General features: G+C 68.1%; 19 protein-coding genes. 10 read left to right on the top strand and 9 right to left on the bottom strand.

Features of this window, described 5'->3' with window-relative positions; genetic code table 11:
* Nucleotides 1-62 precede the first annotated feature (62 nt).
* From dxs to QFZ60_RS12285, 8 genes are all read left to right on the top strand, one after another.
* Nucleotides 63-2036, top strand: a complete 1974-nt coding sequence (gene dxs / locus QFZ60_RS12320) for a 1-deoxy-D-xylulose-5-phosphate synthase (protein ID WP_307090749.1) — start codon at nt 63-65, stop codon at nt 2034-2036.
* Entirely contained in the window at nt 2033-2650 is a 618-nt protein-coding gene (locus tag QFZ60_RS12315) for a DUF402 domain-containing protein (RefSeq protein WP_307090748.1), read from the top strand. Before dxs ends, QFZ60_RS12315 begins: the two co-directional genes overlap by 4 nt.
* Nucleotides 2647-3207, top strand: coding sequence for a hypothetical protein (locus tag QFZ60_RS12310; protein ID WP_307090747.1), 561 nt, complete (start codon nt 2647-2649; stop codon nt 3205-3207). Before QFZ60_RS12315 ends, QFZ60_RS12310 begins: the two co-directional genes overlap by 4 nt.
* Before the next feature lie 9 nt (nt 3208-3216).
* Nucleotides 3217-4194 carry an aldo/keto reductase gene (locus tag QFZ60_RS12305; protein WP_307090746.1) on the top strand — a complete coding sequence of 326 codons (978 nt, stop codon included), beginning with the start codon at nt 3217-3219 and terminating at the stop codon, nt 4192-4194.
* Between the two features lie 6 nt (nt 4195-4200).
* Nucleotides 4201-5226 carry a nucleoside hydrolase gene (locus QFZ60_RS12300; RefSeq protein ID WP_307090745.1) on the top strand — a complete coding sequence of 342 codons (1026 nt, stop codon included), beginning with the start codon at nt 4201-4203 and terminating at the stop codon, nt 5224-5226.
* Between the two features lie 186 nt (nt 5227-5412).
* Nucleotides 5413-6291 carry an ECF transporter S component gene (locus QFZ60_RS12295; RefSeq protein WP_307090744.1) on the top strand — a complete coding sequence of 293 codons (879 nt, stop codon included), beginning with the start codon at nt 5413-5415 and terminating at the stop codon, nt 6289-6291.
* Between the two features lie 10 nt (nt 6292-6301).
* A complete protein-coding gene (locus tag QFZ60_RS12290) occupies nt 6302-7090 on the top strand; it encodes an energy-coupling factor transporter transmembrane protein EcfT (RefSeq protein ID WP_307090743.1) in 789 nt (262 codons plus the stop codon).
* A gap of 70 nt (nt 7091-7160) precedes the next feature.
* A complete protein-coding gene (locus tag QFZ60_RS12285; protein ID WP_307090742.1) occupies nt 7161-8729 on the top strand; it encodes an ABC transporter ATP-binding protein in 1569 nt (522 codons plus the stop codon).
* Between the two features lie 64 nt (nt 8730-8793).
* On the opposite strand, the gene QFZ60_RS12280 is transcribed toward QFZ60_RS12285, so the two are convergent.
* The 9 genes from QFZ60_RS12280 to QFZ60_RS12240 all read right to left on the bottom strand — a co-directional run bounded on the left by QFZ60_RS12280 (nt 8794) and on the right by QFZ60_RS12240 (nt 18881).
* Nucleotides 8794-10956 carry a 3-hydroxyacyl-CoA dehydrogenase NAD-binding domain-containing protein gene (locus QFZ60_RS12280; protein WP_307090741.1) on the bottom strand — a complete coding sequence of 721 codons (2163 nt, stop codon included), beginning with the start codon at nt 10954-10956 and terminating at the stop codon, nt 8794-8796.
* Entirely contained in the window at nt 10953-12230 is a 1278-nt protein-coding gene (locus QFZ60_RS12275) for an acetyl-CoA C-acyltransferase (RefSeq protein ID WP_307090740.1), read from the bottom strand. The genes QFZ60_RS12280 and QFZ60_RS12275 overlap by 4 nt, the downstream gene beginning before the upstream one ends.
* A 120-nt stretch (nt 12231-12350) precedes the next feature.
* Entirely contained in the window at nt 12351-13685 is a 1335-nt protein-coding gene (locus tag QFZ60_RS12270; protein WP_307090739.1) for an HRDC domain-containing protein, read from the bottom strand.
* Between the two features lie 12 nt (nt 13686-13697).
* Entirely contained in the window at nt 13698-14375 is a 678-nt protein-coding gene (locus QFZ60_RS12265; protein WP_142121427.1) for a DUF3000 domain-containing protein, read from the bottom strand.
* Between the two features lie 58 nt (nt 14376-14433).
* Entirely contained in the window at nt 14434-15531 is a 1098-nt protein-coding gene (locus tag QFZ60_RS12260) for a low specificity L-threonine aldolase (protein ID WP_307093303.1), read from the bottom strand.
* Between the two features lie 40 nt (nt 15532-15571).
* Nucleotides 15572-16333, bottom strand: a complete 762-nt coding sequence (locus tag QFZ60_RS12255) for an SDR family NAD(P)-dependent oxidoreductase (RefSeq protein WP_307090738.1) — start codon at nt 16331-16333, stop codon at nt 15572-15574.
* Nucleotides 16330-17697 (bottom strand): DUF6421 family protein, encoded by a 1368-nt coding sequence (locus QFZ60_RS12250; protein ID WP_307090737.1) that lies wholly within the window; start codon nt 17695-17697, stop codon nt 16330-16332. The genes QFZ60_RS12255 and QFZ60_RS12250 overlap by 4 nt, the downstream gene beginning before the upstream one ends.
* Before the next feature lie 171 nt (nt 17698-17868).
* The gene (msrB, locus tag QFZ60_RS12245) at nt 17869-18330 is read right to left on the bottom strand and encodes a peptide-methionine (R)-S-oxide reductase MsrB (RefSeq protein WP_307093301.1); all 462 of its coding nucleotides are present in this window, start codon (nt 18328-18330) and stop codon (nt 17869-17871) included.
* A gap of 59 nt (nt 18331-18389) precedes the next feature.
* Nucleotides 18390-18881, bottom strand: a complete 492-nt coding sequence (locus QFZ60_RS12240; RefSeq protein WP_307090736.1) for a hypothetical protein — start codon at nt 18879-18881, stop codon at nt 18390-18392.
* Between the two features lie 200 nt (nt 18882-19081).
* Here QFZ60_RS12240 and QFZ60_RS12235 point away from each other — a divergent pair, with 200 nt between their 5' ends.
* A complete protein-coding gene (locus QFZ60_RS12235) occupies nt 19082-20323 on the top strand; it encodes an alpha/beta hydrolase family protein (RefSeq protein ID WP_373427681.1) in 1242 nt (413 codons plus the stop codon).
* 37 nt (nt 20324-20360) lie between these two features.
* On the top strand, nt 20361-21905 hold the full coding sequence (locus QFZ60_RS12230) for a succinic semialdehyde dehydrogenase (protein ID WP_307090734.1): 1545 nt from the start codon (nt 20361-20363) through the stop codon (nt 21903-21905).
* Nucleotides 21906-21923 lie beyond the last annotated feature (18 nt).

The raw sequence follows: 21923 nt of genomic DNA, 5'->3' as shown, positions 1-21923 counted from the left end.
TTTGCAGCCAAAACCAAGGCGTTAGAGTTAAACGGCACGTCTACCACCCGAAGGAGGGGTCATTGGGAATCTTGGACACCATCCGGAATCCGCAGGACCTGAACGAGTTGACCGAGGAACAGCTGGCACAGCTGGCCTCGGAGATCAGGGACTTCCTGATCACGAACGTTTCCCAGACGGGCGGCCACCTCGGACCCAACCTCGGCGTCGTGGAACTGACGCTGGCCGTGCACCGCATTTTCGAGTCTCCCCGCGACAGCATCGTCTTCGACACGGGCCACCAGTCCTACGTCCATAAGCTGCTGACCGGGCGCCAGGACTTCAGCACCCTCCGCCAGGAAGGCGGACTCTCCGGCTATCCCGCCAGGGCCGAGTCAGAACACGACATCGTCGAAAGCTCCCACGCCTCCTCCTCCCTTTCCTGGGCGGACGGCATCTCCCGGGCCCGCCAGCTCACCGGGGAAGGCGACCGCCACGTCGTCGCCGTCGTGGGCGACGGCGCCCTTACCGGCGGAATGGCGTGGGAAGCCATCAACAACATCGCCGCGGACAAGAAGCGCCGCGTGGTCATCGTGGTCAATGACAACGGCCGCTCCTATGCACCCACCGTGGGCGGATTCGCCGACTACCTTGCCTCCCTGCGCCCCACCATCGACTCCTTCCGCGCCGCGCCCGCCTATGAGGGGGCCCTGGACTGGTGGAAGAAGAAGCTCCAGAACGGTGGCCCCGTGGGCCAGTTCACCTATAAGAGCCTGCATGCCATGAAGAAGGGCATCAAGGACTGGTGGGCGCCGCAGGGCATGTTCGAGGACCTCGGCATGAAGTACATCGGCCCCGTGGACGGCCACAACCTCCAGGCCATGGAGCACGCGCTCTCCACTGCCAGGAACTACGGCGGCCCGGTCATCGTCCACGCCATGACGGAGAAGGGGCACGGCTACGCCCCTGCCCGCGCCCATGAAGCCGACCAGTTCCACGCCGTCGGCATCATCGATCCCGAAACCGGCGAACCAACCGGCAGCGGCGGCGCCCAGTCCTGGACCTCCGTGTTCGCCGATGAAATCGCAGCCATCTCGGACGAGCGCGAGGACATCGTGGGCATCACCGGGGCCATGCTGATCCCTGTGGGCCTGCACAAGTTTGCGGCCAAGCACCCTGAGCGTGTCATCGACGTCGGCATCGCCGAGCAGCATGCGCTCACCGCGGCCGCCGGCATGGCCTTCGGCGGGCTTCACCCGGTGGTTGCCGTCTACGCCACCTTCCTGAACCGTGCCTTCGACCAGCTGCTGATGGACGTCGCCCTCCACAAGGCCGGCGTCACCATTGTCCTGGACCGTGCGGGCGTTACCGGCCCGGACGGCGCCAGCCACCACGGCATGTGGGACATGGCCATGGTCCAGATTGTTCCCGGCCTGCACCTGGCCGCACCCCGCGACGCCACCAGGCTCCGCGAGGAACTCCGCGAGGCCGTGGCCATCAGCGACGCCCCCAGCGTGGTCCGCTTCTCCAAGGGGTCCGTGGGTCCGGCAGTCGAGGCACTGGAACGGTTGAGCGACGGCGTGGACGTCCTTGCCCGCCGCCCCTCCGGTTCAACCGAGAACGACGTGCTGATCGTCAGCGTCGGAGCCATGTCCGAACTGGCCCTTGACGTCTCCAACCGGCTCGGTGCGCAGGGCATCAGCACCACTGTGGTGGACCCCCGCTGGGTCCTCCCGGTCCGCCGCTCCATCATTGCGCTGGCCTCCCACCACCGGCTGGTGATCTGCATCGAGGACGGTGTGCGTGCCGGCGGCGTCGGATCGCGCATCCGGCAGGAGATGCGTGCCGCAGGGGTGGACACGGCCCTGAATGAGGTTGGCCTGCCCGTGGAGTTCCTGGATCACGGCACCCGCAACCAGGTGCTGGAGCGCGTGGGGCTGACCGCCCAGCAGATCACGCACGACGTCGTGGCGCAGGTTTTGGGAACCAAGGTTCCGTTCGCGCGGCCCTTGCCCGGGCAGCAGCACCCCACCACCGGCAGCCTTCCGATCCTGTGAAGGACGAGGACGAACTGAAGTACCCCGGCCCCGCGGGGGAGTCCGGACCGGTCCTTCACACCACCACCACGCGCGTTCCCAATGGACTGCAGCCCGGACAGCTGGTGGTCTCCCGGAACCGGAAGTGGAACGGCAAGGCCCACTGGGTGGTGCCGGGCCGGTACCTTGGCGAAGACCGGCACGGGTGGTGGATCTTCCAGGGCACCAACGAGTTCTGTTCCCGCCCCGGCGCCGCGTTCTACACGCGTTCGGACGCCGTCCTGCTGGTGCCGCGCCAGGGCGACTGGGTGGCCACTTTTTACGACTCGGCCCACCCCGCGGGCGTACGGGTCTACATCGACCTGGCGGTCGGCCACGAATGGACACAGATCCGGCCGTCAGTCACCGAGTTCCACGTCATCGACATGGACCTGGACGTCATCCGTACAGCCGACCGCGGCGTCTTCATCGACGACCAGGACGAATTCGCGGAACACAGCGTCTCCATGCGCTACCCGCAGCCACTGATCGAAGACATCCAGTCCTCGGCGGACACCCTGTACCAGGCCGTGAAGGCACAGCAAGCTCCATTCGACGGCACCGACGTCGAATGGTTTACAAAAGGACGCACATGAGCGGCATTGTCAGGGTCTACAAGCGCGACGACGAGGGCACCCTCCACTTCCGGGAGGCCTGGTTCGACGAGGACTACTCGCAGTTCGTCATGAATTTCGGCGCTGTGGGGCACCAGAGCAAAACCGAAGAAACCGATGTCCCTGACGCTGATGCCGCCGAAGGCCTCCTGGACGCCTTTGCAGCCCAATGCGAGGAGGATGGATTCGCCGAGATCCCCGCAGAGGAGCAGTTCTGGGTGGTGGCGCAGTTCGCGCTCAAGACCCGGGAAGGTACGGAGCGGGACCGCTACCTGGAAGAGAAGGCCACCGACGCCCTGATCAGCCACCTCGCCTGGCGGGGCCTTGGCACGGTGGAGCGTTCCGAATTCACGGACTACAAGCTCAACATCTTCTGCCTTTGCCCGGATGTGAACAAGGCTGTGAACGCCATCAAGGTCTGCGCCCGCGGCGAGGACCTGGACTTCACCAAGCTCAGCATCGGTGCCGCCCCCTACAGCGACCCGGACCACTACAAACTCAAGCACTCAGCCAAGCCGGCCAGCAGCTTCACCCTCTAGGAGGCGTCCTTGACCAGTTACCGCCGCGTTGGAAAATCAGGCCTGACCGTCTCCACCGTGGGACTTGGCTGCAACAACCTCGGCCGTGCCAATACCGCCACCGAGTCGCAGGACGCAACGGACGCCGTCGTCCACGCGGCAGTCGATGCCGGCATCACCCTCTTCGATGTCGCCGACACCTACGGCCGCGAGCCCGGGCTGAGCGAAACCATGCTCGGCAAGGCCCTCGGAAACCGGCGCTCCGGCGTGGTGCTGGCCACCAAGTTCGGCATGGACATGAAGGGCGCCAGCGGGCCCGACTTCGGTGCCCGCGGGTCGCGGCGGTACATCATCCAGGCGGTGGAGGCTTCGCTGCGGCGCCTGGGCACCGACTGGATCGACCTCTACCAGTTCCACACGCCGGACCCGCTGACCCCCATCGATGAAACCCTCGCGGCGCTGGACGCCCTGGTCCGCAGCGGCAAGGTCCGCTACATCGGTCACTCCAACCGCTCCGGCTGGCAGATCGCCCAGGCGGAGTACGTGGCACGCGAACTGGGTACCGCCCGCTTCATCTCCACCCAGAACCACTACAACCTCCTGGACCGGCGTGCCGAGCTTGAAGTGACCCCGGCAGCAGAGGAATTCGGGCTCGGTATCCTGCCGTACTTCCCGCTGGCCAATGGACTCCTGACCGGCAAGTACGCCCCGGGCAATGCGCCGGAAGGATCCAGGCTCAGCCACACCCGCACCAATATGGTGGACGACGCAGACTGGGACCAGCTGGGCCGGTTCAGCGCCTTCGCGAAGGAACGCGGGCTGACCGAGATCGAGGTGGCATTCTCCTGGCTCGCCGCCCAGCCCTCGGTGGCCAGCGTCATCGCCGGGGCCACCAGGCCGGAGCAGATCAGGCAGAACGCGGAAGCAGCAAACTGGGTTCCCACACCAGAAGACCTCGCTGCCCTGGACGGGATCTTCCCGGCCGTGCCCAAGGTCGCACTCTTCTAGGCACCCGTGCCCGCCTACCTCCTGGACGTTGACACCGGGATCGACGACGCCCTGGCCCTCGCCTACCTGGCGGCCCTCCCGGACACGGAGTTCGTGGCGGTAACCGCCACTCCCGGCAACGTGGACGCGGACCAGGTGGCCCGCAACACCCTTGCGCTGCTGGAACTGTGCGGCCGGCCCGGGGTCCAGGTGGCCGTGGGGGCCCGCAAGCCACTCTCGATCCCGCTGCTGACCACCCCTGAGACCCACGGACCGCAGGGGATTGGCTACGCCGTCCTGCCGGAGCCCGAGGGCCGGATCAGCGAACGCGATGCAGTGGATCTCTGGATCGAACATGCCAGGGCCAGGCCGGGGGAGCTGACCGCGCTCATCACCGCCCCGCTGACCAACTTCGCCCTGGCGCTGCGCAGGGAACCGCAACTTCCCGATCTCCTGGCCAAAGTGGTGATCATGGGCGGCGCCTTCTACCATCAGGGCAACACCACCCCCACTGCCGAGTGGAACACGCACGTGGACCCGCACGCCGCCAAGGAGGTTTACGCTGCCTACCGCGGAAAACCGTTGCAGAAACTGCCTATCGTCTGTTCCCTGGACACCACCGAACGCATGGAGCTCCGCCCGGCCCACGTCGCGGCGCTGGCCCGGGCTGCAGGCGCCGCCGTTCCCGAACTGGTGCTCCCGGAAGACCCCCAGGGCAAGCGGAGCAGCTCCGACAACACGCTCATCAGGCACCTTTCGGATGCCCTTCGGTTCTACTTCGAATTCCACCGGCTCTACGACCAGGGCTATCTGGCCCACGTCCACGATTTTTTCGCCGCAGGAGTGGCGGCTGGCACGCTCGAGTTCACGGCCCGCCCCGCCACCGTAGACGTCGAAACGGATTCGCCGCTCCTGGCGGGAACCACCGTGGCCGACTTCCGCGGGCTCTGGGGCACGCCCGCCAACGCCAGGATCGTGGCCGGCAACAACCCGGAGCAGGCGTTCCGCGGGCTGGTTTCCGCCGTTGGAATGCTGGCCCGCCGGATGGGCTGAACGGGCAGGCGGGCGGCACCTGGCCAGCAGGGCACCGCGCATGGGACGCGGCCCGGGATGGCCGGTAGAATGGGGCACGGACCGGCCCGGCGCAGTTGCCGCCGGCTGCTGCCGAGGTGACATAGGCAGCCACACTGACGGCCCGGCATTGCCGGGCCATTGCCTGCACCCAAAGGAACATTCCCCATGTCATCGCCCTCTTTGACGCTCCCGTCCCAGGAACGCCCCGCGGCCCGCCGCCGGCTCCTGGAGATCCTCGGCGCCCTGGCCATCGCGGCCACCTATGTCTACCTGGTGCTCAACCAGCCCGCAGACATCACCGGAGGTCCGGGCAGCGCATCGGCCCTGATCGCCCTCACCGGCTTCCTGGCAGGCGCGGTCCTGCTGATCGTCGCCGTCCTGCCCACGCTGCCGGCGTCCACCCTGGTGCTGATCCCGGTGGCCCTGGTCCTGAACATCGTGCTCGGCCAGTTCGTTGGCAGCACCCTGGTTCCCTTCTACCTCGACGCCATCGGCACGGTGCTGATTGCCGTCCTGGCCGGTCCGGCCGCCGGCGCCGCCACGGGTGCACTCAGCAGCATCGTCTGGTCCTTCTTCAACCCCACCGTGCTTCCGTTCGCCGCAGGCGCCGCACTGATCGGGTGCCTGGCCGGGCTGGCAGCACGCTACGGCCTGTTCCGGCGCTTCTACCTGGCTCCCGTGGCCGGCTTCGTTACCGGAATCATCGCCGGCGTGGTCTCCGCCCCGGTGGCTGCCTTCGTCTTCGGCGGAACCTCGGGCGTGGCAACGGGGGCGATCGTCAGTGCCTTCCGTGCCATGGGCGACACCCTCCTGGCCGCCATCACCAAGCAGGCGCTCATCTCCGATCCCATGGACAAGGCCATTGTGTTCACCATCCTGGCCATCCTGGTCTATTCGCTGCCCCGCCGTGCCCGCCAGCAGTTCCCCTTCATCCGGCGCAACCGCGTCCTGGCCGGCAATGCGCCGGCGGTTGGCGTTCCCGCGCAGGGAGCCACCCAGGATTCGGCCCAGGGCACCGCCCCTGACTCCGCACGGAAGCGCTGACCATACCCCTGTGACGGCATCATCGGCAGGCAGGACGGCAACGCCGGCCAGACGCGGACGGCTCAACCCGCTGACCTCGCTGACCGCTGCGGCGGCCACAGCGGCCATTACGACGGCGGCCGGCAGCTGGCCGCTGTCCCTCGCCGTGGCTGCCGCGTGCGTTGGCCTGTCCGTGGCGGGCGGCAGGGCCCGCCTTGTGCTGCCGGCGGCTGCAGCAGTCCTGGTTCCGCTGGGCCTGTCACTGCTGTGGCTGCATGGGCTGTTCTTCCCCGAAGGACGGACTGTGCTGGCAGCCTGGGGACCTGCCCGGATCACGGCAGAAGGCCTGGACTTCGCCGGGCAGCGGATTTTGCTGCTGGCCGCCGTGGTCCTGGCCCTGCTGCTGTTCTCCTTCAGCGTCAGCGTCCCCGACCTCGTGGCCGCCTTGTCCGCCCGCGGGGTGCAGGGCCGGTTCGCCTTCGTCCTGGCCTCCACCTTGACCCTGCTCCCTGCCATCGCCGCCCGGGCACGGCGCATCCGCCAGGCCCAGGAATCGCGCGGCCTGGTGGTCTCCCGGAGGCTGATGTCCAGGCTGGGCGCCTTCCGGCTGCAGGCCGTTCCGCTGGTCCTCTCCCTGATTGAAGACGCCGGCACCCGCGCTGCCGCCCTGGAGGCCAGGGGACTCAGCAATACCGGGCCGCGGACCAGCTACCGGGAGGTGGCTGATTCCAGCCTCCAGCGGGCAGCACGCACCGTCGTGGTGCTGGCGGCCCTGGCGGCAGTGGTTCGCCGGGTGTTCCAGGCGGGCACCGGTGGCTGAGCCCGTGGTGACCAGCGGCCCAGGTAATGCGGGCAAAGCAAGTAATGCCGGCAAAGCAAGCAATGCCGGCGTGCCAGGCAAACCGGTCCTGGCAGCCGGGATCCGGCACTTCACCTTCCACGACGGCCGGGCCCCGGCCCTGCACGATGTAACCGTGTCCTTTGCGCCGGGCTCGTTCACGGCCATCCTGGGCGCCTCCGGCAGCGGGAAATCAACCCTGGGCCGGTTGCTGGCCGGCTGGCTGCCTCCGGGCGGCCACGGGACACTGGCAGGGTTCCTCGAGTTGTCGGGCACGCGGCTGGAGTTCGACGGCGGCCCGGGGGACCCCCGGATCGATCCCGCCCAGTGGGGCCGGCACGTGGGCTTTGTCCCGCAGGACCCCGCTGCCGTCCTGTCCACCGTGCGGGCCACTGTGGCGGAGGAACTGGCGTTCGGACTGGAAAATGCCGGCACGGAGCGCGCTGACATGCAGGTGGCTGTAGAGCGCACAGCCGGGCTGCTGGGACTTAGGAACCAACTGGACCAGGACCCCGCCCAGCTCTCGGGTGGCCAGCTGCGCCGACTGGCCATCGGCTGCGCCATCATCGCCGGACCGCCCGTGCTGGTCATGGACGAGCCCTTCGCCTCCCTGGACACCGCAGGCGCGGACGATCTTGCCGCCCTGGTCCGGGACCTGCTGAAGCGGGGTACCGCCGTCGTCATCCTCAGCCAGATGGTGGACCCGCTGCTGCTGCGCGCCGACACGTGGATGGTGCTGTCGGATGGCACGGTGACCGCGTGTGGACCTCCCGCCGGCACGGGAACCCGACAAACCGAAGGCGGGAACGGCCTGGACATGCTGCCCCGGGCAATCCGGCGTCCGGCCGAACGGGACGCTGCGGCGCCGCCAAGGCCGCCTGCAGGGCAACTGCCGGGACCGCCAGCGTTGCTGCTCCGCGCTGTGTCCTTTGCGTACCCGGGGCCACAAACCAACGGCAAAAGACGCGGCAAACGATGGGGCAAGGCGGCACGGACGGAGGAGCCGAACCATGGCACCCCGGTGCTGCAGGACGTCCACCTGGCGGTGCAGCCCGGGGAAATCGTGGCGGTTACCGGGCCGAATGGCGCCGGAAAATCCACGCTCCTGCGGCACTTCAACGGGCTGCTGAGGCCCACCGCGGGAACTGTCCTGGTCGGCGGCAATGACATTTCCGGCGCGCCCGTCGGACGGACCGCGGCAGCCGTAGGCCTCCTGTTCCAGCAGCCGCGCGACCAGCTGTTTGAACGGACCGTCCTGCGGGAGGTCAGCTTCGGGCTGGACGGCCTGGTGGGTCCGGACAAGGCTGCAGGACGGGCCGTTGCAGCCCTTCAGGCAGTCGGCCTTGCGAAGGCCGTCGACGAGCACCCCGCCGAGCTGCCGGCCTCAGCCCAGCGCCTCCTGGCGCTGGCCACCGTCCTGGCGCGCAGGCCCCCCGTCCTTGCACTGGACGAGCCCACCGTGGCACTGGACGGCGACGGACTGGCCCTGCTGGACGCCGCCGTCGGCTCGGCCGCAGCGGAGGGCGCCGCCGTCGTGCTGGTCACCCATGACCTGGGCTACGCACGGACCGTGGCGCACCGCATCCTGATGCTCGACGGCGGCCGGTTGGCGCCGGCCTGACCGTCGGTATGACGGCGGCTGGCAGTGCGCCGCCCGCCAGTGGGCGGGCGGCGCGCCAATCCGCCTAGCCTGCGGCGGGGGACGCGACGCCCGGTGCCAGGAAGCGCTTGCCGTTCACCCGCTCGGAGGCCCCCGCCCGGTCCAGGTAGGGGGTGATGCCGCCCAGGAACATCGGCCAGCCGGCGCCCAGGATCATGCAGAGGTCGATGTCCTCCGGACCGGCAACGACGCCCTCGTCCAGCATGAGGCCGATTTCCTCAGCCAGGGCATCCTGGACGCGGCGCAGCACCTGCTCGCCGGTGGAGGGGCTGGAGCCAAAGGACAGCATTTCCAGCGTGGAAGCGGGGATGGCACGGGTACCATCCGGGGAAGTCTCCCACAGGGCCTTGACGTTGTTGTCGATGAGCTTCTTGAGGTTGGTGGAGACCGGGAAACGGTCGCCGAACGCGGCGTGCAGCGATTCCTGGACGTGCTGCGCCACGGGCAGGCCCACCATGGCAAGCAGCGTGAACGGCGTCATGGGCAGCCCCATGGGCCGGAGCGCATTGTCCGCCACCTCGGCCGGGGTGCCCTCATCAAAGGCGGCCGTGACTTCCCCCATGAGCCTGAGCAGGATGCGGTTGACCACGAACGCGGCGGCATCCTTGACCAGTACCCCGGTCTTCTTCAGGGACCTGGCCAGTTCGAAGGCGGTGGCCAGCACTGCGTCGTCGGTCCGCGGGGCCCGGACAATCTCCAGCAGCGGCATCACGGCCACGGGGTTGAAGAAGTGGAACCCCACCAGGCGTTCGGGGTGCTGCAGGTCCGCGGCCATCTCCGTCACGGAGAGCGAGGACGTGTTCGTGGCCAGGATGCATTCCGGTGCCACAATGCCTTCCAGTTCGGCGAAGACCTGCTTCTTGATGTGCAGTTCCTCAAAGACCGCCTCAATCACGAAGTCGGCGTCGGCGAAGACATCCTTTGACACCGAACCCGTCACCAGGGCCTTGGTGCGGTTGGCCGCGTCCTGGCTGACGCGCTTTTTCGCCAGCAGCTTGTCCACCTCGGCGTGGACGTAGGCCACGCCCTTGTCCACACGCGCCTGGTCGATGTCGGTCAGGACCACAGGCACCTTCAGCTGGCGGGCGAAGAGCAGTGCCAGCTGGCCGGCCATCAGCCCGGCGCCAACCACGCCGACCTTGGTGACGGGACGGGCCAGCTTGCGGTCAGGGGCGCCGGCCGGGCGCTTGGCCCGCTTCTGCACCAGGTCCAGGAAGGCATAAACAGTGGAGCGGAACTCGTCGGTCTGCATCAGGTCCGCCAGAGTTTCGCATTCCAGTGCGGCGGATTCCGCTGCCGTCATGGTGCGGTTCGCTTCGAGGATATCCAGGACCTTGGCGGGTGCGGGGGACGCGTTGGAGGTCTTGGCCTCAACGAACGCCCGGCCGGCCTCCACCGCGGCGGCCCAGCGGGTTGCCGCCTCAGGAGAGGAAGGGTCGACGGCGTTGGCCCGCTCCGGGACCACGTCACCGGAGATGACACCGGCGGCCCAGGCAAGTGACTGCTCCAGGAAGTCGGCAGGCTCGAAGAGAGCGTCGGCGATGCCCAGCTTGAACGCCTCCGCCCCGGACAGTGTCCGGTTGTTGCTGAGCGGGTTCTCGATCATGACCTTCACGGCATTCTCCGGGCCCACCAGGCGGGGGAGGATGTAGACGCCGCCCCAGCCGGGCACCAGGCCAAGGAACGCTTCCGGCAGTGCCAGGGCCCCGGCACCCGTGGATACGGTGCGGTACGTGGACTGCAGGGCGATTTCCAGGCCGCCGCCCAGGGCGGCGCCGTTGATGAAGGCGAAGCTGGGGACGCCAAGGTTGGCCAGCGTTGCGTAGACGTCGTGGCCCAGCTGTGCCATCCACAGCCCGTGCTCACGTTTTTCCAGTGACTTCACGGCGGAAAGATCGGCGCCGGCCGCCAGGTAGTGCGGCTTGCCGGTCACGCCGACGCCCACGATCTCGCCCCGGGCGGCCCGCCCGCGCAGGCCTTCCAGGACCGTGCCGAGCTCCACCAGGGTGTTGGGGCCCAGGGTGGTGGGCTTGCTGTGGTCGAGGTCGTTGTCCAGGGTGACCAGGGCGAAGGTACCCGGGCCTGGCTGGCCCGCGGTGCCCGGCAGTGCGATGTCCTGCACATAGGAGTGGGTGACGGTTTCGTTGGGGAAAAGGTCCGCCAACTTTCGGAAATCTGCGGCGCTCATGCCATGGCTCCTTCGGAAACGGTAGCGGCGGTCTCCCCGGAAGAGGTTCCGCTGTAGTCGGGGTGGTTCGGGTTCTCCCAGATCACGGTGCCGCCCATGCCAAGGCCCACGCACATGGTGGTGATCCCGTACCGCACCGACGGGTCCTCTTCGAACTGGCGGGCCAGCTGGATCATCAGCCTCACGCCGGAGGAGGCGAGGGGGTGTCCCACGGCGATGGCGCCGCCGTACCGGTTGACCCGGGGGTCGTCGTCGGCGATGCCGTAGTGGTCCAGGAAGCTCAGGACCTGCACGGCAAACGCTTCGTTGATCTCGAAGAGGCCGATGTCATCGATGGTCAGCCCGGCATTCGCCAGCGCCTTTTCGGTGGCGGGGACGGGGCCGATGCCCATGACCTCCGGCTCCACCCCGGCGTACGCGTAGCTGACCAGCCGCATCTTCACGGGAAGACCGAGCTCCGCTGCGGCCTCGGAGGACGCAAGCACGGCGGCGGTTGCGCCATCGTTCAGGCCGGCGGCGTTTCCCGCAGTGACCCTGCCATGGGCCCGGAACGGCGTGCGCAGGCCGGCGAGGTCAGCCATGCTGGTCCCCGGACGCGGCGGTTCGTCCTTGCTGTGGACGGTCCAGCCCTCTCCGGGCTTGCGGGCGGCAACGGGAACCAGGTCCGGCTGGATCTTCCCGTCCCGGTAGGCGGCGGCCAGCTTGTCCTGCGAGGCCACGGCGTAGGCGTCGGTGCGCTCTTTCGTGATGGCCGGGAAGCGGTCGTGCAGGTTCTCGGCAGTGTTTCCCATGTTCAGGGCTGCCGGGTCCACCAGGCGTTCGGACATGAAGCGCGGGTTCGGGTCGGCGCCGGATCCCATGGGGTGGTGGCCCATGTGCTCCACGCCGCCGGCAACCACCACGTCGTAGGCGCCAAAGCCGATGCCGCCCGCCGTCGTGGTGACGGCCGTCATGGCACCGGCGCACATGCGGTCGATGGCGAAGCCGGGGACCGTCCGGGGGAGGCCGGCCAGCAGGGCCGCGGTCCGGCCGAGGGTAAGGCCCTGGTCGCCGGTCTGGGTGGTGGCAGCGATGGCTACCTCGTCGATCCGCTCCGACGGCAGGGACGGATTGCGGCGAAGCAGGCCGCGGATGCATTTCACGATCAGGTCGTCGGCCCGGGTCCCGGCGTAGATTCCTTTCTCGCCGGCCCTGCCGAAGGGTGTGCGGATGCCGTCCACAAAGACGACGTCGCGGACAGTGCGCAGTGATGCGCCGCTTCCGTGCTGGCTCACGTTTAACTCCTCATCGAGACGTAGCGCGCCGGGTGCATGCCGGAGTGCGGCACTAACTGGCGTCGGTCACACCGATGTTACTCGCGAGTAACTTAGCCTGCAAGGGCTGACGTGAAAGGTCTACTGGCCGCCTGCGGCAGCAACCTGTTTAGGTTCCTTGGGTGGAAGGGGCTGCGGATTCAGGAAAGCGGCGGTGATCAGTGGAGCCGTGAGTTCCACCTGCCATGGGCGGGCACCGAGCGCCCGCAGTTCGGCGGAAATCGAGTCTTCGGTGACGTCGGCCGGCGGCCGCCACGCCACACGCCGCAGGTAGTCGGGCGTCAGGAGGTTCTCCAGCGGAAGGTTCAACTCCCCGGCCTTCTCCTGGAGCAGGGGGCGGGCCGTGGCCAGGCGGGCGGCGGCTTCGGGATCGCGGTCTGCCCAGACCCGCGGCGGCGGCGGGGCGTTGGTGGCAAGGTGCAGGGGCGGCAGTTCCGCCAGGTCCCGGGCCGCGGCGATGCAGCGCAGCCACCGTGGAGCTTCGCGCTGGGCGGCCCGCCCGTGGAAGCCCTTGGTGCTGAGCAGTTGGGGGACAGTGGCGGGCATGGCCTTCGCCGCGGCTACGAGGGCTGAGTCCGGGAGGAGCCGCCCGGGTGCCACGTCGCGTTTCTGCGCCAGGGAGTCGCGTTCCAGCCACAGCTCGCGGACCGCGGCAAGCTGGCGGCGGTCACGGATCTGATGCAGGCCGGAGGTCTTCCGCCACGGGTCAACGCGCGGGGGAGCGATGCCCGCTTCGAGGATGGCCGCGAACTCCTGCTGGGCGTATTCCAGTTTTCCGTCCGCCTGCAGCAGCTCGATGAGTTCCTCGCGCAGCTCCGTGAGGACCTCGACGTCCAGTGCGGCGTAGCGCAGCCAGGGCTCCGGCAGGGGTCGGGTGGACCAGTCGGCCGCAGAGTGTTCCTTGGCAAGGCCGAATCCCAGCAGCTGTTCGATGACGGCGGCCAGGCCCACGCGGGGCAGCCCGGCCAGGCGCGCTGCGAGTTCCGTGTCGAAGAGCTTGTCCGGCCACATTCCGAGTTCGGAGAGGCAGGGGAGGTCCTGGGTGGCGGCGTGGAGGATCCATTCGACGCCGCGGAGGGCGTCGTTGATGATGTCCAGGTTCTCGAACGGCTCGGGATCGATCAGCCAGGTCCCGGCGCCCTCGCGGCGGATCTGGACCAGGAAGGCCCGCTGTCCGTAGCGGAAGCCGGAGGCGCGTTCGGCGTCCACGCCGGCGGGCCCGGTGCCGGCGGCAATGGCAGCGGCACAGCGCTCCAGGCCGGACTGCGTCTCGATGACCAGCGGAACGCCGTCCCGGGGCGAGTCAAGGTCGATGATTTCAGGGATGGGGCTGTCAAAGCCCTCCACCGTGATGTGGGGTGCGGCAGCAGCAGCCGGGACGCCGGCTGTGGTGTTTTCCGGAATGTTTGGGGTCATGATGCCCCCAGTTTACCGGGCTGCCCCATAACCGTTCTGCTGGCTTCGCCGCCGGGGCGGGAGTGCGGTGACGCCGTCGGGCAGTGGCGGCAGTCCGGCGAACGTGCACACCATGTCGGACCAGGCCTCCAGGTGGGCCTGGACATCGGCGGAACCGGGCGTCCAGGAGGCCCGGAGCTCGATGTCTATGGACCCGGGCCGCCCGGCCAGGGTCCCGAAGCTTTCGGACAGGACGCGGGTGGCGGTGCCGCCCGCGGCCCGGTATGCCGCATTATGGTTCTCCAGTGCCTCCACCAGCCAGGTCCACGCCACGGTACCCAGCATCTGGTCGTTGCCCATTTCCGGTTCCAGTTCGGCACGGATGTAGGTGACGATCCGGAACTCGCCGTCCCAGACTGCCGAGCCGTCCGGATCATGCAGCAGGATGAAGCGTCCGGTGGCGAGCTCCGTTTCGTCCTCGTCCGCCGGCCCCGAAGCGGAGGCGGCGGCAAGGGCCATGGCCGCGGGTCCGTGGACGGGCGTGGCGGGGGCGCCGGGCGCCATCACTTCGGCGCCCAGCGCGACGGCGAAGGGCGCCAGCCGTGCGGGGGCAGGGATCTCCGCGAGGCGCAGTTCCTTCCGGCACCGGGCTTTCCTGAGGGTTCCCAACGCGTGGAGAAAATCCGGGGGAACCTGGTCAAGTGCGTTCACCTTGGCAGATTACGGGGCGGGACGGGCGGGGGCGGGAAGGCTCGCCGCCAGCGCCCGTTCACCCTGCCTGGCCGGGCCGGTGATCCCGGAGCTCATGGCGGATCGCGGCAGCAAAGGTATCGACGTCCTCTTCCGTGGTGTCAAAGGAACACATCCACCGGACTTCCCCTGCCGCCTCATCCCAGTCGTAGAACCGGAAGGACTTGCGCAGCCGGTCCGCTGTCCCGGGGGGAAGGATGGCGAAGACGCCGTTGGATTCGGTCTTCTGGGTGGGCCGGACGCCGTCAATGGAGTCGACGGCGGCACGGAGGCGGGCGGCCATGGCGTTGGCGTGCGCCGCGGAGCGCAGCCACAGGTCGCCTTCCAGCAGCGCGATGAACTGCGCGGACATGAACCGCATCTTGGAGGCAAGCTGCATGTCCATCTTGCGCAGGTAGACCAGGCCGTGGGCTGCCTCGGGGTTCAGGGCCACCACCACTTCGCCGAAGAGCAGTCCGTTCTTGGTGCCGCCAAAGGACAGGATGTCCACGCCGGCGTCACGGGTGAACGCCCGCAGGGGCACGCCCAGGTGGGCGGCGGCATTGGCCAGCCGCGCCCCGTCCATGTGCAGCTTCATGCCCCTGGCGTGCGCATGGTCGGCAATGGCACGCACTTCTTCCGGGGTGTAGCAGGTGCCCAGTTCCGTGGTCTGCGTGATGGAGACGGCCAGCGGCTGGGCGCGGTGTTCGTCGCCCCAGCCCCAGGCCTCCCGGTCGATCAGTTCGGGGGTGAGCTTGCCGTCCGGCGTGGGGACGTGCAGGAGCTTGAGTCCGCCGATGCGTTCGGGGGCTCCGTTCTCGTCCATGTTGATGTGGGCGGTGGAGGCGCACACCACGGCGCCCCAGCGGGGGAGCAAGGACTGCAGTGACAGGACGTTGGCACCGGTGCCGTTGAAGACCGGGAAGCATTCGATGCCCGGGCCGAAGTGGTCAACCATCAGTTCCTGCAGCCGCGCCGTGTAGTCGTCTTCGCCGTAGGAGACCTGGTGCCCGTCATTGGCGGCGGCAAGTGCCGCGAGGACTTCGGGGTGGACGCCTGAGTAGTTGTCGGAGGCAAAGCCGCGCACGTTGGGATCGTGCAGCCGCAGCCCCGTGCGGGTTTCTGCTGTTGTCGTCATTGGGTTGCTCACGCTTTCAGTTTAGGTAATGCCGGGGCCGTCAGCCGGCCAGCCTGAGGCGGGCACCGTTGAGTTCGGCGGATGGTGTGCCAAAAAGGCGTACGACGGCGGAGGCCAGGTCAGCCACGTCAGTCGCCCCCGGGAACCTGCGCTCCGGGTGGGTTCGGCGCAGGTCGTCGTCCACCAGCGCCTTGACCACCAGGATCGTGGCGGCGGCTTGGCTTCCGCCGGCCCCGGAGGCCCGGCGGAAGCCATCGGCCATGGCCATGGTCCAGGTTTCCGCGGCTGCCTTCGCTGCCGCGTAGCTGGCCACGGCTGCAGTGGGTTTATCCAGGGCGGTGGAGGACACCATCGCAAACCGTCCCGAGGCGGATGCGGCGAGGTCGTCAAAGAAGACGCGTGAGACGTTGCGCAGGGTGGTGATGGCGCCGCGTTCCAGGAAGTCCCAGTCGTCGTCGGACTGGTCCGTGATGCCCTTGGCCCCGCGCCAGCCGCCCACCAGGTGGATCACGCCGTCTACCGCCCCCATGGCGCCGGTGACGTCGTCGCGCAACTGCCGGACGTCCGCCAAAACGGCGAGGTCGCACGTAAAGGGCGTGACGCCGTCGCCCGCTTTCTGCGCTGCTGCGCGGATGCCGGCGGGATCGGACCCCGCCGCGGCCACCCGGTGGCCGGCCGCGGCCAGCGCCCGGGCCACGGCGATTCCGGAGGCACCGCTGCCGCCGGCCACCAGGACGGTGAGCGGCCGGGCATGCGGGCTCTGGCCGCCCTGGTCGGCTTCTGTTGCTCCGGCAGTGCTCACAGTGCGGAGCGGCCGGTGATCCCGGCGGTGGACTCGATGACGGGGCGCATCTTCTTCTCCAATGCCTCGTAGAACATGGACAGCGGGAATTCGTCGTCCAGCACCTGGTCCGTGAGGCCGCGGGGCGTTCCCGCCAACGGGAGCGCGTCCGGGCCCTTGGCCCACACGGAGGCAGGGTTGGGGGTGACAGTGGCCGAGACCAGCTGGTAGGCGGCCAGCCAGTGGGCGGTCTTGGGGCGGTCGATGGAGCGCCAGTAGAGTTCGTCGATGCTGGCTCCCAGGGCGATCACAGCGTCCGCCACCTCATCCCAGTCGATGGCAAGCCGGGTGTCCGTCCAGTGCAGCACGTGCTGCTGGTGCAGCCAGGCAAAGAGGAGCTGGCCGCCCAGGCCATCGTAGTTGCGGACGCGGCTGCCGGTAATGGCGAAGCGGAAGATGCGGTCGAAGATGATGGCGTACTGCACGAGCTTCGCGTGCCGCCGTGCTTCAGGATCGGCGTCGTCGTCCTTTTCGATCCGGACCGATTCGCGGAATGCGGTGAGGTCGCAGCGCAGCTCTTCGAGCGAGTACAGGAAATAGGGCATCCGCTGCTTGATCATGAACGGATCGAACGGCAGGTCCCCGCGCATGTGCGTCCGGTCGTGGATCAGGTCCCACATCACGAACGTGGCCTCGGTGAGGTCCTGGTCCGCGAGCAGTTCCGCGGCGCCCTCCGGCAGCTCCAGGGACGTGATCTCCGCTGCGGCTTTCAGGACGCGGCGGAACCGGGCAGCTTCCCGGTCGGCAAAGATTGCGCCCCAGGTGAAGGTGGGGGTCCGGCTGACGGCCACCGTTTCGGGGAAGAGGACGGCTGAGTTGGTGTCGTAGCCCGGGGTGAAGTCCACGAAGCGGATGGGGACGAACAGTTTGTTCGAGTAGTCCCCGGCTTCCAGCCCGGCGATGAATTCGGGCCAGATGACCTCGACCAGCACAGCCTCCACCAGCCGGTTGCTGCTGCCGTTCTGGGTGTACATGGGGAACACCACCAGGTGCTGCAGCCCGTCGCGGCGCTGCTCCTGCGGCTGGAACTCCAGGAGCGATGAGAGGAAGTCAGGGACCCCGAAGCCGCCGGCAGCCCATGCCTCAAAGTCTGCGCAGGCGGCGCCCAGGTAGCCGGCGTCGTGCCGAAAAGCAGGAGCCAGGGCCTGGACTGCGGCCACGATGGCATCCACGTACCGGGCTGCTTCCGGGTGGTCCTCCGGATTGGGGACGGAGCCGTCCTGGACCTGGAGCCCCTGCAGTGCGGTGGCGGCTGCCTTGAGCCGGAGCCAGTCCTGGTTCTGTGCGGAAATCCCGGTAACGGCGGTGGTCAGGGTCTCTGTCATCGTCGGCTGCCTTTCTGGTTGCTTGCTTCTCTGGCGAGCGTAACAAGCAACCAGCAGAACTTATGCCAAAACGTATCTTTCGTAAGAAAGGCTTAGCCTCGCTGCTCCGGCGGAAGGACCGAGACAGGTCCTTCGCTGTGGGATAGGCGCCTGGACAGCCCTTCCGGTGCCCTAACTTTGCGGCGTCCCTTCCGGTTCGGCGTCCTTTGCCACGAGTCGGAGGGACACGGAGTTGATGCAGTAGCGCTGGTCGGTGGGCGTGCCATAGCCCTCGCCCTCGAAGACGTGGCCAAGGTGCGAGTCGCAGGAAGCGCAGCGCACCTCGATCCTTTCCATGCCGAGGGTCCTGTCATGGATGTAGCGCACGTTGCCCTCAGCCAAAGGAGCCCAGAAGGAAGGCCACCCGCAGTGCGAGTCAAACTTCTCGTTGCTGGTGAACAGTTCGGCGCCACAGGCCCGGCACTGGTATACGCCCTCGGTATGGGTATCCCAGTATTCGCCGGTGTACGGGCGCTCGGTCCCGGCCTGGCGGAGGACGTGGTACTCCTCCGGGGTCAACTCCTCCCGCCACTGGTCATCGGTTTTCTGGACCGTGTTTGCTGGCGTGGTGCTTTCCTGGCCGCCGCCAACCATGTCCGTTGCCTTGTTCCCGAAAATGCTGTTTCCAAAGATGCTCATAGCTTTCCCAACGCTCAGGAGTCGCCGATAAATCCCGAGCCCGCGTACAGGTGGAGCACGGGGACACCGAGTTGGTCCTGCGCCTTGTTGGCCCAGTCCGTGTGGAAGGTGTCGGACACGGCATGCGGCCTGGTGATCACCACGGCCTGGGAGGCGCCGGTTTCCCGGACCTTTGCCACCAGGCCCTCCACTGCCTTGCCCTCCACCACCTGGCCGCTTACACCCGAGCCCAGGCCCTCCAGTGCCGCGAGCGACGCGGTGAGGATTTCATCTGCGTGCGCCCGCTCTGCGGCGGGGTCCGGGTTGCGCGCTCCAAGTTCCCGGAACGCCTTGGCAACGTCAAGCATGGAGAGGTTTTCCAGGAAGTCCACGAGCAGGTGCCGCTCGGTGTTCGCCGGCACCAGGACCAGCAACCGGTTGTCCGCCCCATCCACCAGCCGTTCAATGTTCACGCGGTCGTCCGCGCCCAGGGGTTCTTCGGTCAGGATGATGATGGGATCACTCATGGCCTTAGCCTAGCGCCGCCCGCGGACGCCCGCACGGCAGCAAAAGAAAGTGCCGGAACAGGGCCGGTAGGCTGCGCGGCGCCGTGCCGGTCCTGCCCGGGAATGCGGGTATCGGCGGCAACGCCGGTAAGAATAGTTCCATGGCACCTTTCCGGCGAGCGCGCCCTGCAATGACTGCATTCCTCCGGGATTCCGGCGGAATGTCTCCCGGAGCAAAGTGGGCCATTGGCGGCGCCATCGCCGGCGGATCCGTGGCCAGCCTGCTGGGAGCAGGCTCCTCCGCGCTCGCCGTGTACTTTGCCCGCCGCGTCATCACGCCTGCACGGCAGCGGGTTGCCGACAAAGAACTGCTGGCCGTTATCCGGGACGGGCACAAGCAGCAGGTGATCCTGGCTGCCGACGATGACACCACTGTGGACGGGGTCTACGGGTTCTTTTTCGACGGCGGCAAGGGGCATGTGCGCATTGGCCGCATTATTTCCTACTCGCCCGCCGAACGGACGGTCCTGCGCGAGGTGGAAGCTGTCTACAGCGGTGATTTGTCCACGGCCCGCTGGGGATGGTGGAGCGGTGCCATCTACCCGGACCCGGCCGCCGTCGGAATTCCTGCCGAGGACGTGCTGGTTCCGGTGGAACGCGGGGAAGCGCCGGCCTGGCTGGTCCGGGCGAAGGGGACGGCCCGCACCTGGGCCATTATGGTGCACGGACGCGGGGCCAGCCGGCAGGAGGCGCTGCGGGCGGTGGGACCGGCACTGGAGCTGGGCCTGACCAGCCTGCTGGTGTCCTACCGCAATGACGGACTGGCGCCTTCGGCCGATGACGGACGCTACGGCCTGGGCTCCACGGAATGGCAGGACATTGAAGCTGCCATTGAGTATGCGCTGGCCCATGGGGCCGAGGAAATCGTCCTCTTCGGCTGGTCCATGGGCGGGGCCATTTGCCTGCAGACCGCGGACCTGTCCCGCTACCGGCACCTGATCCGGGCCATGGTGCTTGACGCCCCGGTGATCGACTGGGTCACCGTGCTGGCGCACCATGCGCAGCTGAACCGGATTCCGTCGCTGGTGGGCCGCTACGGGCAGCTGATGCTGGGCCATCCGCTGGGCCGCCGCCTGACCGGCCTTTCGGCGCCGGTTGACCTGAAGGTCATGGACTGGGTGTCCAGGGCCGTTGAACTGCGGACTCCCACCCTGATCATCCACAGCGTTGACGACGAGTATGTTCCCTACGGACCGTCTGCCCTCCTGGCCGAGCGGAACCCGGAAATGGTCACCTTCGAAACATTCAGGCACGCACGGCACACCAAGGAATGGAACGTGGACCCCGAGCGCTGGGAACGGCTGGTCAAGGCCTGGCTCCGGCAACAGCTCGCCCCCCGCCTCAACCCCGGATCCGGGCTAAGCCCGGGGGCCCTGGCCGGACCAACGCCTGCGGGGGCGTGACATGGCGGACCAACTGCAACAGGGAAAAACAGGGACGTTGAGCGCACGTGGGCGGGAGCTCGCAGCGGGACTTGAAGGACTGGTCACAGCTGCCCCGGGCGGGCCGGCCCAGGCGTCGCGTGCACCCTTTGACGGGACCGTGATTGGTGAAGTGCCTGTCTGCACCGCGCATGACGTTGCTGCCGCCGTCGGTACGGCCCGCCTGGCGCAGCGGCACTGGGCCACTGTTCCGGTGGCTGAACGCTGCGCCGTGGTCCGGCGCTTCCGCGGGCTGGTGCTGGACCGGGAGCAGGACATCCTGGACCTGGTGCAGGCAGAGAGCGGCAAGTCCCGGCTGAGCGCCTTCGAGGAGTTCGCGGACGTTGTCCTGACGGCGGATTACTATCTGCGGAACGCTGAACGGTTCCTTGGGCCGCGCCGCCGGAAGGGCGCCGCCCCGGTCCTGACCCGCACCACCGAACACCGCATGCCCAAGGGCGTGGTGGGCGTCATCAGTCCCTGGAACTACCCCCTGACCCTTGCGGTCTCGGACGCCATCCCGGCCCTGTTGGCCGGAAACGCCATCGTCCTGAAGCCGGATTCACAGACGCCCTTCACCGCCCTGCTGATGCTCAGGCTGCTCCGTCAGGCAGGCCTTGCAGCAGAGCTGTTCCAGGTGGTCACAGGGCCCGGCCCCGCGGTTGGGCCCGCCCTGATTGAGCGGGTCGACTTCCTGATGTTCACCGGATCGTCCAAGACCGGCAAGACCGTTGCCCGGCAGTGCGGTGAGCGGCTGATCGGCTTTTCCGCCGAACTCGGCGGCAAGAACCCCATGCTGGTTCTGGCTGACGCGGATATTGGCAAAGCTGCAGCCGGCGCGGTCCACGCCTGTTTTTCCAACTCGGGACAGCTGTGCGTCAGCATCGAGCGGATCTACGTGCACTCTGACGTCCATGACAGTTTCCTGGCCGCCTTCGCAGCCGGGGCGAAGGGCATCCGCATGGCTCCAGGACCGGACTGGGACATCGGCATGGGGTCCCTCATCAGCGCGGCACAACTTGAACGGGTGGACCGCCACGTCCAGGATGCCGTGGCCAAAGGCGCGCAATTGGTCACCGGCGGCCGGCGGCGGCCGGACCTGGGGCCCTTGTTCTACGAGCCAACGGTCCTTGCCGGAGTCACCGGGGAGATGCTTGTGGCCCGTGAAGAGACTTTCGGTCCCGTCGTGGCTGTCTACCGGACAGCTGACGATGACGAGGCCGTCGCCCTCGCCAACGATTCCGACTTCGGCCTGAACGCCAGCGTCTGGTCCGGCCGCCGCGGGGAGGCTGTGGCGCGCAGGCTCCTGACGGGCACGGTCAACGTCAATGAAGGCTATGCAGCCACCTGGGCATCCCATGATGCGCCCATCGGGGGCATGAAGGAGTCCGGCGCGGGCCGCCGCCACGGCCGGGAAGGCATCCTCAAATACACCGAGCCGCAGACCATCGCGGTGCAACGGCTGCTGCCGGTTGCACCCATGCCCGGCATGTCGAACCGGGCCTACGCGCGGATCATGAAAGGGGCCATCACGCTGATGGGCCGCTTCCCCCGCAACCGCTAACCGACATCGCCCGCGCCG

Origin of the sequence: Arthrobacter sp. B2I5, from assembly GCF_030816735.1 — a bacterium.
Classification (GTDB): Bacteria; Actinomycetota; Actinomycetes; order Actinomycetales; family Micrococcaceae; genus Arthrobacter.
Note: the sequence above shows the minus strand (reverse complement) of the source record. Positions and strands in the feature narration are given on the sequence as shown.